This is a genomic window from Pseudodesulfovibrio sp. 7M6 (assembly GCF_050058625.1).
Classification (GTDB): Bacteria; Desulfobacterota; Desulfovibrionia; order Desulfovibrionales; family Desulfovibrionaceae; genus Pseudodesulfovibrio; species Pseudodesulfovibrio salinus.
In genome coordinates this window covers 3,368,342-3,383,049 of record NZ_CP188816.1, presented here as the reverse complement: position 1 = coordinate 3,383,049, position 14,708 = coordinate 3,368,342, and the positions used below count along the sequence as shown (strand labels likewise).

The following is a 14,708-nucleotide window of genomic DNA, read 5'->3' as shown; positions in this document are numbered from 1 at the left end:
GATAGCTGACAAGAGCCTGTCAGCCACAACCAAGACAATTTCTGCAAAAAGATGATGACAATGAAATCCATTTTCACTATCAACATCCTATCCGCAGGATGCGCCAAGGTGGCGAAGTCCTTATCCGGCAGGCTAATGATAATCCCTTTGGCCAGACGTTCGGAGAAGTACAGCCGATATCAAACTACACGTTACAGCCCCTTATGGACCAATATATGCCAAAATGCGTGAAACAGACCATTGCCATACAGCACTCCATCCCCGGCCGGGTGCGATTCAAAATCCACCCCTTGCGCCGCGACAAGGAACTGGCCCAACGGCTGAGTTCCGGCCTGACCGTCCTTCCTTTTGTGGAGACTGTTCGGCCCAACATCAAATGCGCCAGTCTGACCGTCCGCTACCAAGTCGAATCCGGAGACGCCAGTACGATTGAAACGGCATTGCGCAACTTGCTGGAAAAAATCACCGCAGCGCAGGACTGTGCAGCGGGCGAGCCCAAATGCGGCTCTGCGATGTGCCGATGCAACGCCTGCGAGGTGACGCGCAAGGGATGCGATCCGGTCAAACCGGCCTTACGCAGATTCACTGCCATCAGCGTGGTCCTGGGCGGCGTAGTCGCCTCATCCTTTCTGCTCGGCATCGGGGTGGCCCAGACCGCGCTGAGTCCGGTGGGCATCGCCGCCATCATCTTTTCCGTGCCGCTTTTTCGGCAAGCCGCCGAACAACTGCGCGATCGTCGATTCACCCTGGAGATGTTTCTCGGTGCAAGCTGCGTGGCCGCCGTGTTCGCAGGCGAGGCCCTGACCGCCTTTGAAATCCTGTGGATCAACGCGGGTGCAGAGCTGCTCAAGGCATGGATCACCGAACGCTCGCGCAAGTCCATCAGCCGGATTCTGGAAGTCTCCTCGCATCACACATTCGTCCTGGCGGACGGCGTGGAGGTGGAAAAGGAGGTGGCCGACCTGATGCCCGGCGATATCGTGGTTCTGCATACCAGTGAAAAGGTCTGCGTGGATGGCGAGATCGTGGACGGCGAGGCGCTGATGGACGAAGCCCCGATCACCGGAAGAGCGGACTTCGTGCCGAAAAGCGCGGGAGATGACGTCCTGGCCGGAACCTTCGTACGTCAGGGAGTCATTTACGTTAAGGCCCGTAGCGTGGGCGATCGCACCTATCTGGCTCGAATGTTGCGCATGGTCGAGGACTCGCTGGAAAACCGCGCGCCCATCGAAGGCGTGGCGGACCGACTGGCCGCCACCCTGGTCAAAGTCGGTTTCGTGGTTACGGCCGGAACCTGGCTGTTTACCGGATCACTGTGGCGGGCGTTCACGGTCATGTTGGTCATGGCCTGCCCATGCGCAACGGTGCTGGCTGCGTCCACGGCGATCAGCGCGGCTTTGAGCGCGGCGGCTCGGCGGAACATCCTGATAAAAGGCGGCCGATACCTGGAGGGCGTGAGCGGAGCGGATACCGTCTGCTTTGACAAGACCGGCACCCTGACCACTTGCGAACCGGTACTGGCCCGCATCGTTCCCCTGAACGAAACAAACGAGGGGCGGCTGCTGCAGCGGGCCGTATCTGTAGAGATGCACAACCACCATCCCCTGGCGCAGGCCATCAAGCAGGAGGCGGACCGGCGGAAGGTGGAAGCCGAGCCGCATACGGTCTGCGAATATTTCCTTGGCATGGGGATGCGCGCCGAGGTCGGCGGTCATGAAATCCTGGTGGGCAACGGACGGCTCATGGACCGATACGTCGTGTCCGTGGCCCCGGCCGGTCGCAAAGCCGCGCCGCTCAAGCGCCAGGGACGCACCGTGCTCTATGTGGCTGAAGACAAGAAACTGCTCGGCCTGCTCGCCTTCGATAACCTCACCCGCCCGGAAAGCCGTACCGTTGTGGAACGGTTGCGTAGCTCAGGCATCCGCGAGGTGGTGCTAATTACCGGCGACGAGCCCAACACCGCCGGGGAATTGGCCCGCAAGCTCGGCATTCCAACGGTCCATGCTTCGATCATGCCCGAGGACAAGGCCGTTATCGTCGATGCCATGCAGGAGCGTGGCGCTTCCGTCATCATGGTGGGAGACGGGGTGAACGACGCCCTGGCTCTGACCCGTGCAGACGTGGGCGTGGCCATGGGGGCGGGCGGATCGGAAGTGGCAATCGAAGCTGCGGACATCGCCCTTATCACCGACGATCTCAATGGGCTGGCGTACGTACAAAGTCTGGGCCAGGAGACCATGAAGGTCGTGTACCAGAACTTTTGGATAGCTACGGGGTCAAACTTGGCGGGGGTCGCTCTGGGCGCTGCCGGACTGCTCTCCCCAGTCATGGCCGGGCTGCTGCACATCGTGCACTCACTGGGCGTACTGGCCAACTCGTCCCGCCTGCTGCGCTACGAACCAACCTTCCCGGCCCTGCCCGCCGGTGTCGAGGAGTAATTCATGCATTTCAGTGATCTGATGTCCCTGCGAAAATATCTCACCATCCAACACCATGTTCCCGGCCGTATCCGCATCAAGTTCGGGCTGGCCCTGCTGGCCGACCCACGCGCCAAGGCGGTACGGGAGGCATCTGAAGGGCGCAGCAAGCCCGCCTGCATTCATGACGTGCGTATCAACAAGCTCACCCGCAACATCATCATAGAATACGATCCTACGGTCATCGACCCCAAAAAATTGCATGAGGCCCTGACCACCCTTGACGAAGAACGTTTCAACCAACTGGCTGCGGAACTTGAGACCGTGACTGCGGCCTGACATCCAAGAGGAGAAGTGAAATGGAGTACATGAACCAGCCCCAGGAAAGCCCGATGGGCGGTGAGACGCCGCAGGGCGCCCAACCCCAGGCGGGAGGCTACTATCAATTCCAGCCTGGTGTGGGATTCGTGCCCGTACAGGGGCAGTCCATGCAAGGACAGGCTACCCAGCCAACGGCCGGTGCCGAACAGACTGCGGGGGGGCAAATGGGCAGCCAGGCCATGGGACCGCAGGCCGGAGCCCAGGCGGCCCCTCAGCAGGATATGTCCGGTCTTTATGGTCAGGGCATCCCTGAAAACACGCAGCCCAAATTCGATCAGAACAAAATAGGCCAGATGTATGGTGTCATGACCGATGTCATGAACGGCGATGTCGAGCCAAACAAGCTACTCGGCCTTTTTGCCGAAACCGGCGGCGATTTTTGGAAGGGAGCACTGGTAGGCGCGGCAGCCGTGGTCCTGCTCAATAACGATACGGTCAAAGGCGCGCTGGCCGGGCTGGCCGCTTCGGCCGGATCCATGTTCGGCGAACGCGATCCCGAGGGTGAACAAGTCACCCTGGACGACGAATAACCGACATCGCAAGCACAAGGAGATTTTTTTTAATGACCAAGCAATATCCCACTCCGCCCAAGACGGCCGCCATCGGCGGTGCCATATTGGGCGCGGCCACCTTCGGCGCGATTCTTGGTGCCACCACCGCAACAGCCAAGGGTATCCGGCAGGTGAAAAACGGACAGGCAACCAAGGAAGACGTGGCCCGCGATGCAGCGCGCGAAGCCGGGTCCACCGCTATCGCCGCAGGAACGGGCGTGGCCGTGGTCTCTGCCCTAAGCCTGGGGCCTCTGCTTTCCACCGTCGGCGTTGCCGCCGTGGCCGTGGGCATCAAATACGCCTTGGATTCCGTTCTAAAGCCCGCGCCGGTCAAGGCTGTTGCCGGGGGCGTGACCACGACTCCGGCCAAGCCCGCAGCCAAGAAGCCCACAGCCAAAAAGACGGCTACCGGAAAGGCGACCGCTAAAAAAGCCGCACGGAAAACAACCACCAAGGAAAAGGTTTCCTCCAAGGCGTCCGAACCTGAAACCGCCGAAAAGGCCTAACTCGCAAGGAACTACCCATGAGCGATCATTACTATGTGAACCAACCCCAGCCGGGTACATCCTCGGCCGAGGGGGCCTACTCCCGCGATCCGCAAAATCCCACCTACTACTTTCAGGACGCCAATCAGTTCGGCACGGCAACTGCTCAAGCGGCGGCACCGTCCGCTTCCCCGGTTTCCTCGGTTCCGGTCCAGCCTGCCACGACTTCCTCCATCAGTTCCTGGTTCGCCTTTACAGACGCGGACTACCTCAAAGGATTAGCCTTGGGCGTGGGCGCAGCTTTGGTTGTGACCAACCCCACGGTGCAAAAGGCCGTCGTCTCGGGTGCGGTCAAGGCGTGGGCGGCCCTTCAGGGCGGTGTGGAGGAACTCAAGGAACAGGTCCAGGACGCCAAAGCCGAACTTAGCCAAGAGGACTAGGCCATGGCTGACGACAAGCAATCCGGTAAGTCCGGAACCATCGGGCTTTCGACTACCACCAAAAGAACATTGGCCAAGGCGGGCATGGCGACATCCCTCGGCATATTGGTGGCCACCGGCCTGATGGAGACCAATAAGACCGAGAACCTCAAGCGGGTCCACCTGTGGTCCGGCTTTGCCCTGGTCGGGTTCTCCTACTGGCACTATTCCCTATATACCCGAAAACCGTCTGGAGGGGCCTAGCCCATGCCGACAAGCGTGGAAAAGGCTCCGGCCTTTACCCTGGTCCACGAGGTCGAGGGACGTATGCGACTGCGCAGCCGCCGTCTCTTCGACCCCGCCCTGGACATCTCCTATCTGGAGGCGTTGCTCGGCTCCCTGCGTGGTGTCGAAGAAGTGCGTACCAATCGGTGGGGCGCGTCCGTGGTGGTGATTCACGACGGACGCCCCGAAACGCGAGGCCGCGTGCTCAACCTGTTGGAGCATCTGCCGCCGGAGGTATACACACCGGGGGGGGGCGCCAGGGTTGAGGTCTCCGCACTGGCCGTGGCCGGCCAGGGAACGGTGGCCGCCCTGACCCCGTTCGTCCCGGCTCCGGCAGCTGCTCCGGCCAGTTGGCTGCTGGGCGCGCCGACTCTGGCAAAGGGGTTGCACACCCTGCTGTACGACGGAGTCAAGGTCGAGGTGCTGGATGCTGCTGCGGTGGGCTTTTCACTACTTCGGCGTGACTATTTTACGGCCAACGCCATCGTGGCCATGCTCGGGCTGGGCGGTTATCTGGAATACTGGACCGAAAAGAAGTCCGACGATCTGCTCAAGAACCTGCTCCGCCCCCAGGTGGAGGAGGTGTCCGTAGAGCGGGACGCCAGCGAGGTCCGCATTCCCTTCGAGGAACTGGCCGTGGGAGATCTGGTCATCTGCGGTCCGGGCGAGCTTCTGCCCGTGGACGGCGTGGTCGTGGACGGCGACGCCGCCCTGAATCAGAGCTCCATTACCGGCGAATCTCTGCCCGTGCATGTCGGTGAAGGGGACGAGGTGCTCTCCGGAGCCGTCGTCGAGGACGGGCGCATTAAGATCGCGGCCAACACCGTGGGCAGCGAGACCTCCATGGCCCGCATCGGACGTTTTCTGGAAAATTCCCTGCGCAGCCGGTCCGCCTCCCAAAAAAGGTCCGACGAACTGGCCGACAAGCTGGTGCCGGTCACCTTTGCCCTGGGCCTGGGCCTGTTTGCCCTGACCCGGGATGTCAGCCGGGCCGCGTCGGTTCTGACCGTGGATTACTCCTGCGCCATCAAGCTTGCCAATCCCGTGGCGGTCAAATCCGGCATGCACACGGCCGGGCACTGCGGTGTGCTGCTCAAGGGCGCACAGGCGCTGGACAACCTTTCGCGCATCGACACCATTGTTTTCGACAAGACCGGCACCCTGACCAAGGGGAATCTTCAGGTCACGGATGTCCAACCCCTGAATGGATTGGACCCTGCCGGATTGATTGCCTTGGCCGCCGGGGCCGAGGAACACTATGCCCATCCCGTGGCCCGCGCCGTGGTGGCCGAAGCAAGGGAGCGCGGTCTCGACCTGCCGCCCATCAGCCAAGTGGACTTCATCGTGGCCCACGGCGTATCCGCTTATGTGGCGGGCGAACGCGTGCTGGTGGGGAGCCGCCATTTTCTGGAGGACGACGAAGGCGTGGATTGCTCGCCGGTTCGCGACCGCTCCCGCGCCCTGCGTGCCGAGGGCAAATCCATCCTCTATGTAGCCCGTTCCGGCCAGATTCTGGGCGTTATCGCCCTGCGCGACGAACTGCGGCCTGAAGCCGCCGAAGCCCTGGACATGCTCAAAAAGCGCGGGGTCTCGACCGTGGTCATGCTCACCGGCGACCACAAGGATACTGCTCAGGCCATCGCCTCGGACCTCGGCTGCATCGACGAAGTCCACTGGGAACTCAAGCCCGAGGACAAAGCCGCCATTGTCCAGCGCCTCAAGGACGCGGGTCATTCTCTGGCCTTTGCCGGGGACGGAGTAAACGACGCACCGGCCCTGATTTCCGCGGACGTGGGCATATGCATGCCTGGCGGAGCGGATTTGGCCCGGGAATCGGCTCAGGTGGTGCTGCTGGAGGACGACCTCCGGCTGCTGGCCGTGGCCCGCGATGTGGCCGACCGCACGCGCCACGTTCTGAAGCGCTCCTTTCAGGCAGCGGTGGGAATCAACTCCGCCGTGCTGCTGGGGGCCACCCTGGGCTATCTTTCACCTGTAGCCTCGGCCTTCCTGCACAACGCCTCGACCCTCAGCATTGTCGGATACGCCGGAGCTGCCTGCCGCAAGCAGCCGAATTCATACAAAATAGTCAATCAGCCCCTTGGGGAGGAAGTACATGTACGCACCCCTTAACGACGCGCCCACCGGATCGTCACTGACCATATTCAGCATTTCCGACGAGCATCTGGAAGTGCGCATGGGCCGCATGGGGTTGTTCGTAGGCGACACCATTACCCGTATGGATGAGGATGTAGCTCTGAAAACCGTGCGCGTGCGCGGTCCCAAGGGCGAGGTCGTGCTCGGCGGCGGTATGGGCGGCAAGGTCATGGCCCATTTGGACGACGGCCGTATGCTGCCGCTCATAGATATGCGGCCCGGAGACCGGGGACACGTGGAATACGTCAATGCGGGCGAAGCCATGCGCAACGGCATGGCCGCCCTGGGATTGGCCGAAAACGACGCCATCGAATTGATCCGGGTGTTGCCGCCTATGGAATACACAGCTCTGGTTGCTGGACGTGGACGGGTGCGCATGGCCGAAGGAATGGCCGCAAAAATCCTGGGCCACATGGGTGAAGTTCACTGCCAGTTCGCCAACGCCCAGGCCAGACAGAATTTCACTGTCGAGACCATCATCGGTGGACACCGTGCCCAACGCGCCATCAATGCGTTGGGCATTGAATCCGGCTCGGTGCTGCTATTGGAAATGGTGGGGGAGGCGCCGAGCTACCGCATGCCGGGCCGTGACCGCTGCGTTATCGCCGGGCCCAGCGGATTGCGGGTCTACCTGCGTAGCGATCAGGCGGACAACATCGTGGTTTCCTACGAAGAAGAGGAGGCGACGCGGTGACCACCGCTCCCGCTTCAGGACCGCATCCGGTCCACGAGACTTCACACCGCATCCGGCTGCGCTGGAACCGTCTCCTTGATCCCGGACTTCGCCCCGACTGGCTGGAGGCCTGGCTGGCCAACCTGCCGGGCGTGGACAAGGCGCGGGTCAACCCCGCAGGTCGAACGATCGTTCTGTATTACGACGGCGACACCGCACATCGGGCCGCGCTGATCGACGCCATGGCAAGGATTCCGAGCAAGGCCTTTTCCGGCATGGTACGGACGGCGCCGCGACAACGGCTGATCGACGCCGCAACCACCGGCGCGGCCGCCGCGCTGCTCCCTCTGACGCCTCTGCCCGTACAGGCCGTGGCAGGGACGGCCATGGGCCTGCCGCATGTCTTACGCGGTGCGGACACCCTTATCAACGAAGGACTCAAGGCTCGCGTGCTGGACATGACCACCATCGGCGTCAGCCTGCTACGCGCGGATTTCACCACGGCGGCGTCCATCTCGGCCATGGTTGTACTCGGCGAATACCTGCGCACCATGTCCGACGACAAGTCCAACGCCCTGCTGCGTCGGTTGGTGGCCGACCCCGTGGACTCGGTGAGGGTGGAGCGCGACGGACGAGAAATTTGCGTCCCGTTCAATGAACCGGTTCCCGGCGACATCGCGATCTGCGGCCAAGGTGAAGTCCTCACCGTGGACGGTGAGATAGTCGAGGGCGAGGCCATACTGGACCTGAGTTCCATCACGGGTGAAGCCGCGCCGGTCCACGTTGCCCCAGGCGATGCTGTGGTCTCTGGCAGCGGCATTATCGAGGGGACCCTGCGCATCAAGGCGCACCGCACCGGACAGGGAACCAGCATGGCGCGTATCGCAGCCCTCATGGCGCGCGCCGCGGCCGAACCGTCCTCTGCCGAGGTCCGCAGCACCAAACTGGCCGATGCCCTCACGCCTGTCACCCTGGGGTTGGGGGCGGCCCTGTACGCGGCCACCGGCGATCTGAACCGGGCCCTCTCCGCCCTGACTGTGGATTTTGCCTGCGCCGTCAAATTCCCCGCTCCGGTGGTGGTCCGCACCTCCATGCACGCCGCATCCAGGGCAGGGGCGATAATTAAGACAGGCCGGGGGCTTGAAACTCTGGGCGTCGTTGATGCCGTGGTCTTCGACAAGACCGGCACCCTGACTCGCGGAGATCTTTCCGTCACTGATCTGAATCCTGTGGAAGGGATGGGAAAAGACGATCTGCTCCGTCTGGCCGCCTCCGTGGAAGACCGGCAAGGGCATCCCATAGGTCGGGCCATCCTGGCCGAGGCAAACCGGCGGGGGCTCGCCGTTCCCGCCCCAGAACACACCGACCGTTCCGTGGCCCACGGCATAAGCGGGACGGTTGGCGGCGCGCTGATTCGCGTGGGCAGCCGCCATTTTCTCTGCGACGACTGCGGCATCGATTGCGGCTCCCTGGCCCCGCAGGCTGAGACTTTCCGAGGGGAGGGCAAAAGCCTGGTCTGGGTGGCAAAAGATGAACGACTGATCGGCCTGGCAGCCCTGCGCGACACGCTTCGACCCGAGGCGCACCGTGTGCTGAAGGACCTGCGCGAGAATGGCGTAAAAAAGATCATTCTGCTTACAGGCGACCATGCGGCTACCGCTGAAATGCTGGCCGCCGAACTCCCGATGCTGGACAAGATTCAAGCCGGGCTGACACCCGAAGGCAAGGCCGCTGAAGTCGCCCGACTCAAAGGGGAGGGATTCACCGTCGCCGTGGTTGGGGACGGGATCAACGATGCGCCGGCCTTTGCCTCCGCGGACGTGGGCATCTGCATGTCGCGAGCGACAGGACTGGCCAGAGACTCGGCGCAAATCGTGCTCACCCGGAATTCGCTTGATGGTCTGACCGCCGTCCACCGTATCGCCCGGCGCGCGGACAACATTCTTCGCCAATGCTTTACGGAAGGTGTCGGCGTCAATATAGGCCTGCTCCTTGCGGCTTCCGCCGGACACCTCTCTCCGACAGTGGCCGCCGCCATGCACAACGCCAATACCTTTGTCCTCCTTGGCGCGGCTGCCCTCGCCGCGTCGCGCGAGGTCTCCCCATGAAGATCGGCCCCGCCGGTTACACCGACGGGGCCGAACGCTTCCAGCGGGCGCGGGGCTCCCGCGCCCGCCTTGAAAGAGATCGGAAGCGGGCTATGCCTCCACTTCCTGCACGTCCTTCTTGGCGTCCTTGACCATTGCGGTCACGCCATCCTTGGCCTTGTCATACTTCTCCACGGTCCAATTCTTGGCCTTGAGGCCCGCCTTGATGGCGGACTTGGTGGCCTTTTCCGCCACGTTGGACCGGGTTGCCACGTAACCGATAATACCGCCGACCACTGTTCCTGCCGCGAATATGGCGACCTTTCCGAGACTCATGGCATTCTCCTTGTTCGACCGGGGTCGACCCCGGCGGTTTGGGACCCGGCTTGCGTACCGGGTCGGTGGGTGAAAGACTTTGCCGTTGTTACTGGCGAAAAGCGTTCAAATCGACATGACATGCATCCGCCAACCGGGAGGCCACTTCCTCGAACTCGGCCTCGTCCCGGCAGACGAACAGCCGGTGCAGCAGCTTGGGTTCAATGACGTCCTGATCGTAATCCATGGTCATGGACCGCGTCAGGGGATTGAACCGGGTCCGCTTCACACCCGGCATGTCCAAATCGCGAGGCGGGCCAAATCCGTTGACTTTGACATAGTCGATAACCTTCGGGTCGGCGATGACGCTCAGACCGATCTTGAGCGTGAGTTTGCCAGGCACGTGACTGCCCACACGAATGTGGGAACGCAAACCGCAAATAAGGTGCAAATCCATCACGCTTCCCCTTCCACGGCCAATCCCGCCATAAACGCCATCACGTCATTTCCCGAAAGAACGGTCCTGTCATACCGGACCACCACGCCGGAACAGCGTACATTGACTCGCGCCCAACGCACGCCCTTCACTTCGTTCAACCGACGCTCGATCCGCAATGCAGTCTGTTCATTGCGCGCGGCCGGGACCCGAAATCGAATCCGTCCCTCCTGCGCATGCCGTACCGACAACCGACTCACCGTTGCCACCTCCACTTCATTGGTTGTGCGGGAATTCCCCGTACGCGAGTCAGTATACGCCGGTCTCAAACAGCGTAAAACTGCGAGCCTGATACGCATTCTCAAATAAAATCTTGTCGAATATCGTGCCCGCTGTGGTGCCGAAAAAGAGGGGAGAGGCCATCGAAAAAGGGCAAGCCCCGCACCGGCAACCAACACAAAGGGGCGGCAATCGCCTGCCGCCCCAAGGGGATTTGAAAGCCGCCGGGCAGCGACTCTCAAAAAGGATTAGAATTTTGAAGAAATGGATTCGGCCCAGGCCGTGATCTCACCGGTGTCCGGGTCCCCGTCGATGCGCAGGGAGTCGCCCATGATCTCGGCTCCCAATGATTCCGCCTTTTCCTCCAGGGCATCCACCGCCCCGCAGAAGTGGGTATAGGAGGAATCGCCGCAACCGAACACGCCGACTTTATGTCCCTTCAGTCCGGCCTGTTCCAGATTCTCATAAATCGGAACAAAATCGTCCTGGAATTCGATATCCTCATCGCCCCAGGTGGAGCTGCCGAGCAAAACCGCGTCAAACCCGTCGGCCAGGTTTTCCACGGTCACTCCGGAGGCGTTGCGAATCTCCACATCGTGGCCCTTGTTCTTCAGAACCTTTGCAATTTCGTCGCTCACGCTTTCGGTATTGCCGGTGGTGGAACCGAATACGATTAGTGCCTTGCTCATTGCGTTACCTCGTTTGGTTGAAGTGCTATGTTCAGGCGGCCTGAGGCCGCCGCCTACACAGCCGGGGGACGCGGACGCCCCCCTTCTCCGACACGGACGGGCAAGGCACCATCAGTGGGTCCCCTTTCTCGGCCGCCTGCGCTCGTTGGGCACGAGCACCACCAGGGTGGCGGTCTGCTTCATCTGGAGATACTCCCCTTGTTTGTCCGCAGGCGCGTCCGTCTTGACGTAATAGCGGATGAACCACCGGCCCGCCTTGTCCAACGGAATACTCACCGTATCACCCGTCATATCTCCGCCGGGCAGGTAAAGGTCCTCAGACTCGGTGGAGAAACCGTCGTAAGTGGCGTCCCAGTGCCCTGGACCGTCATAACGCGCACCGTCGCGGAAAACCTTCAGCGTCAACGTGTCGCCAGGCTTGAGGGTCGTGGGATCTTGTGATGGCACGAGTTCCAGCCCGAGGCCCACACGGGCCTGAAAAATCCCGTTGGCCGGACCGCAGCGAACGTAGGACTTGGCGTACTGCTTGCTGTACAGCGACTTGAGAATCTTGTCCGCCTTGTCCTTCACGGCGCTCATGGGTTTGATGGTGCTGCGGTCGCGTCCTTTCTTATCCACCCATTTGGTGTAGAAACCGGGGTTGGTCTCGGCGGCGAGCACATACGTTCCCGCCTTGTCATAGGTCACCATTTGCGACTGGAGCCCGGTCTCCGGACGGGGCTTCAGCTCGTCAACCGCGCCCGACGGGCCGTAAACCCTGACAAAGGCGAGTTTGTTCGCCCGCACGCCGTCATCCACCGGAAAGTGGTGCCCAAAGCAGAAAAAGAGTGGAGTCCGCTTGCCTTCGTCCACCCGGTGTCGCCCGGACTCGATGTACAGTGAGTGCGCCGAAGCAGCACCGACACCGACAAAAAGCAGGGCCAATAGCCCGATCAATCCGATTCCCCAACGTCGCATCATTCCTCCTTATTCTTGCTTAGGCCGTGTTTTTCCTGGCCGCAGCCGCACTTCCCCGTGGGCGCTGAAGCGCAATCCGTGGCGCACCCGCCCGAACAACCGCAGCCGCCCGCCTTCTTGTTCTTCATCTGCGTGTACACCCGCCTGAAAACGAAAATGCAGGCTATGGCGATGATGCCAAGAGCTATGATCGTATCCATATCCCCCTCCATTCTAGGATTTGAGTGCTGCGGCTAACCGCGAAATATTGCCGTTGTACCAACGACCGTGGCGACACATCGAGCAACGTGCTCACAGCTTCTTCCCGACTGCGCCGGGGTGAGTCCGCAGGGGAGGCATCTCACTCCATTCCTTGCCGATGAGCGCCTGGTTCGTACCCTGCTTGGAATATCGAATGCGGGAGACGGGTGCCGCCAAATCGTATAAGGAGCGGGCTTCCCCTGTAGCCTGTCTATCCCGCATACAACCGCGGCAGGAGTGAAAACGTTCCCGACACGGTCGCGTCCTCCGGGTGCCCGACATAGAGCGCCGCGTGCAAATCAGGCAACAAGAGCACGGACCGGGTCCCGATCAGGCGACCGTTTGCCCGCCAAGCCGCATCATGCACAAAAGGAGGGAGGCATTCTCCGCCCGGAGCGCCTACGGTGGGCCACCTTACTTTTTCCGCGAACAGCGTGCCGATCTTTGGTACGGCGAAACAAAGCGCGTTACAGCTGGTTCGTTCCTTCGGACGCAACGGCGAGATGGCTTCCAACTGCCCATCCGGCTTATTCCCGAAATTTGCCGAACCATGGCAAAACGCGACGACTCCGGCGCAGACGGCTGCCGCCAGCAGCGCAAGCACCAGCACCAACCGGGTTTCCACAGCCGGACCGGCAGGGCGGTCGGCGACGGTGCAAGAAGCCGCGCGGGACCGCTTGCCCATGATCACGCCGCCTCCCAGGCGCTGTGCAGTGATTCCAGATAAATCCAGATGACATGACGGACTCCGAAAAAGGCATCCACCACCTTGGGATCGAACTGGCTGCCCGTGCAGTCCACGATCTCGTCTAAAGCCTGCTCAAAGGACATGGCCTCACGATAGGGACGATCCTGAAGCATGGCGGATAGCGAGTCGGCCACGGCGATAATTCGCGCTCCCAAAGGAATCTCGCTTCCCTTGAGACCATCGGGATAGCCGCTGCCGTCATACCGTTCATGGTGATGGCGAATCATCGCCACCACGCCGTCCTTGCCGGAAAAGGTTGTGACCGGAGCAATAATCTCAGCTCCGATGACCGGATGCCGTCTGACGACAGCCAATTCCTCCGAGGTCAATGGGCCGGGCTTCTTGAGGATGGCGTCCTCGATACCGACCTTGCCGATGTCATGCAGATGCCCGGCCACATGCAGAAGGTCGGCGGTCTTGGCCGAAAGCCCCATTTGCTGGCCGATGGTCTGGGCCATGACCGCCACTTCTTCGGAATGGAGCCGGGTGGAGCGGTCCTTGGCGTCGATGATGCAGCTCAGAGATTCCGCAAACTGATGTATGGTCAAATGGACTGCGTCCAGAATCTGAAATTCGCAAATCCCCTCCATATTCCTGTCGCCAGCCGCAAAAGAAACATTCATGAATTACCGCCTTGAAATCATTTGGCGCAGCGGGCCGGTATGGGCCCGCCGCACCATTGGGATTGCCGCTCCGCGAAAGGAGAGGCTGTTGCAGAGGGGTAGGCTATTTCATATCCACGGCATGGATCCACATAACGGCATCCTGGCTCAACTCCTTGCCCTTGTACTCCTTGTCCGGGCCGACACCGAGAGCGGCGAAGCCCCACCAGCCGGAGTGGGGGATGCCGAAGGTGATGTAGCCGTTGGCATCGGTGAACAGAGTCTGGGTGTAGTAGGCGTCGTGCGGGTAACTGACGGAAGACTTGGCGGGCATCGTGTTGGTCTTGAGGTCGGGCATGTGACTCATATGCTCAACCTCGACCTCGGCACCGGCAACGGGCTTGCCGTTGGACAGGACCTGCGCCTTGAAGACGTTACCGGTCCACAGGGCGTACGGCTTGATAAGAGGGACGATCTCGCAGGGGAGGCCGACCGGTTCGGCCCAGTTGCCAGGCACGCCGCCCACGTTGAGGATCAGCTTGGTGATCTGCTGCATGTAGACGCCCTCTTCCTTCTCAAAGTAGTAGCCGGGCTTCATGACGAAAACATAGTCGCCCATGGAGCGGACTTCCTTTTTGGGCACGATGGCGGAAAAAGCCTCGTTGGAGGACTCGGGATTCTTCCAGGTGATGGGCTTGACGTATTTCATCAGGTCCACCTTCTTGGGCTGGGCGTCACCCCGCTGTTTGACTACGTAAAATTCTTCAATCCCACCCATATTCATGGTGTGGCCCGCTTCGGCAGGATGGGTAAAGACGATGCGCATATCCAGATCCTGACCATTATCTAAAGCCAGATCCGGGGTGTAGACCACCATGAAATGGGCAAAGGCGGCACTGGTAAGAACCAACGTGCAAAGGGCGGCCAGAAGGGGAATAAAACGTTTCTTCATCAAAGTCTCCTCAGCGTTTGAGATTGAGTATTGTTTTC

18 protein-coding genes are annotated in these 14,708 nt (G+C 61.2%); 9 read left to right on the top strand and 9 right to left on the bottom strand.

Features of this window, described 5'->3' with window-relative positions; translation table 11 throughout:
* Positions 1 to 215: 215 nt before the first annotated feature.
* The 9 genes from ACI0FG_RS15845 to ACI0FG_RS15805 are packed head-to-tail and all read left to right on the top strand — an operon-like array spanning position 216 to position 9,473.
* Positions 216 to 2,438 (top strand): heavy metal translocating P-type ATPase, encoded by a 2,223-nt coding sequence (locus ACI0FG_RS15845; RefSeq protein WP_419785975.1) that lies wholly within the window; start codon positions 216 to 218, stop codon positions 2,436 to 2,438.
* A 3-nt stretch (positions 2,439 to 2,441) separates the two neighbouring features.
* Positions 2,442 to 2,756: an HMA2 domain-containing protein gene (locus tag ACI0FG_RS15840; protein ID WP_419785974.1), complete on the top strand. Its 315-nt coding sequence runs from the start codon at positions 2,442 to 2,444 to the stop codon at positions 2,754 to 2,756.
* Positions 2,757 to 2,776: 20 nt separating this feature from the next.
* A complete protein-coding gene (locus ACI0FG_RS15835) occupies positions 2,777 to 3,328 on the top strand; it encodes a hypothetical protein (RefSeq protein ID WP_419785973.1) in 552 nt (183 codons plus the stop codon).
* Between the two features lie 32 nt (positions 3,329 to 3,360).
* Positions 3,361 to 3,855, top strand: a complete 495-nt coding sequence (locus ACI0FG_RS15830) for a hypothetical protein (protein WP_419785972.1) — start codon at positions 3,361 to 3,363, stop codon at positions 3,853 to 3,855.
* 17 nt (positions 3,856 to 3,872) lie between these two features.
* Complete coding sequence (locus ACI0FG_RS15825; protein ID WP_419785971.1) at positions 3,873 to 4,274, top strand: YtxH domain-containing protein; 402 nt, start codon at positions 3,873 to 3,875, stop codon at positions 4,272 to 4,274.
* Between the two features lie 3 nt (positions 4,275 to 4,277).
* Positions 4,278 to 4,517, top strand: coding sequence for a hypothetical protein (locus ACI0FG_RS15820; protein WP_419785970.1), 240 nt, complete (start codon positions 4,278 to 4,280; stop codon positions 4,515 to 4,517).
* A 3-nt stretch (positions 4,518 to 4,520) separates the two neighbouring features.
* Positions 4,521 to 6,668: a heavy metal translocating P-type ATPase gene (locus ACI0FG_RS15815; protein WP_419785969.1), complete on the top strand. Its 2,148-nt coding sequence runs from the start codon at positions 4,521 to 4,523 to the stop codon at positions 6,666 to 6,668.
* Positions 6,652 to 7,386, top strand: a complete 735-nt coding sequence (locus ACI0FG_RS15810) for a FeoA domain-containing protein (RefSeq protein ID WP_419785968.1) — start codon at positions 6,652 to 6,654, stop codon at positions 7,384 to 7,386. Before ACI0FG_RS15815 ends, ACI0FG_RS15810 begins: the two co-directional genes overlap by 17 nt.
* The gene (locus tag ACI0FG_RS15805) at positions 7,383 to 9,473 is read left to right on the top strand and encodes a heavy metal translocating P-type ATPase (RefSeq protein ID WP_419785967.1); all 2,091 of its coding nucleotides are present in this window, start codon (positions 7,383 to 7,385) and stop codon (positions 9,471 to 9,473) included. The genes ACI0FG_RS15810 and ACI0FG_RS15805 overlap by 4 nt, the downstream gene beginning before the upstream one ends.
* 90 nt (positions 9,474 to 9,563) lie before the next feature.
* Here ACI0FG_RS15805 and ACI0FG_RS15800 read toward each other — a convergent pair whose 3' ends face one another.
* From ACI0FG_RS15800 to ACI0FG_RS15760, 9 genes are all read right to left on the bottom strand, one after another.
* Complete coding sequence (locus ACI0FG_RS15800; protein WP_419785966.1) at positions 9,564 to 9,788, bottom strand: hypothetical protein; 225 nt, start codon at positions 9,786 to 9,788, stop codon at positions 9,564 to 9,566.
* 88 nt (positions 9,789 to 9,876) lie between these two features.
* On the bottom strand, positions 9,877 to 10,227 hold the full coding sequence (locus ACI0FG_RS15795) for a hypothetical protein (RefSeq protein ID WP_419785965.1): 351 nt from the start codon (positions 10,225 to 10,227) through the stop codon (positions 9,877 to 9,879).
* Positions 10,224 to 10,463, bottom strand: coding sequence for an HMA2 domain-containing protein (locus tag ACI0FG_RS15790; RefSeq protein WP_419785964.1), 240 nt, complete (start codon positions 10,461 to 10,463; stop codon positions 10,224 to 10,226). Before ACI0FG_RS15790 ends, ACI0FG_RS15795 begins: the two co-directional genes overlap by 4 nt.
* A gap of 267 nt (positions 10,464 to 10,730) precedes the next feature.
* Positions 10,731 to 11,171 (bottom strand): flavodoxin, encoded by a 441-nt coding sequence (locus ACI0FG_RS15785; RefSeq protein ID WP_419785963.1) that lies wholly within the window; start codon positions 11,169 to 11,171, stop codon positions 10,731 to 10,733.
* A 111-nt stretch (positions 11,172 to 11,282) separates the two neighbouring features.
* Positions 11,283 to 12,128 carry a DUF4198 domain-containing protein gene (locus ACI0FG_RS15780; protein WP_419785962.1) on the bottom strand — a complete coding sequence of 282 codons (846 nt, stop codon included), beginning with the start codon at positions 12,126 to 12,128 and terminating at the stop codon, positions 11,283 to 11,285.
* Entirely contained in the window at positions 12,128 to 12,328 is a 201-nt protein-coding gene (locus ACI0FG_RS15775) for a FeoB-associated Cys-rich membrane protein (RefSeq protein WP_419785961.1), read from the bottom strand. Before ACI0FG_RS15775 ends, ACI0FG_RS15780 begins: the two co-directional genes overlap by 1 nt.
* 251 nt (positions 12,329 to 12,579) lie before the next feature.
* The gene (locus ACI0FG_RS15770) at positions 12,580 to 13,059 is read right to left on the bottom strand and encodes a hypothetical protein (RefSeq protein ID WP_419785960.1); all 480 of its coding nucleotides are present in this window, start codon (positions 13,057 to 13,059) and stop codon (positions 12,580 to 12,582) included.
* On the bottom strand, positions 13,056 to 13,739 hold the full coding sequence (locus ACI0FG_RS15765) for an HD-GYP domain-containing protein (RefSeq protein ID WP_419785959.1): 684 nt from the start codon (positions 13,737 to 13,739) through the stop codon (positions 13,056 to 13,058). Before ACI0FG_RS15765 ends, ACI0FG_RS15770 begins: the two co-directional genes overlap by 4 nt.
* 103 nt (positions 13,740 to 13,842) lie before the next feature.
* Positions 13,843 to 14,670 carry a DUF4198 domain-containing protein gene (locus ACI0FG_RS15760; RefSeq protein WP_419785958.1) on the bottom strand — a complete coding sequence of 276 codons (828 nt, stop codon included), beginning with the start codon at positions 14,668 to 14,670 and terminating at the stop codon, positions 13,843 to 13,845.
* Positions 14,671 to 14,708 lie beyond the last annotated feature (38 nt).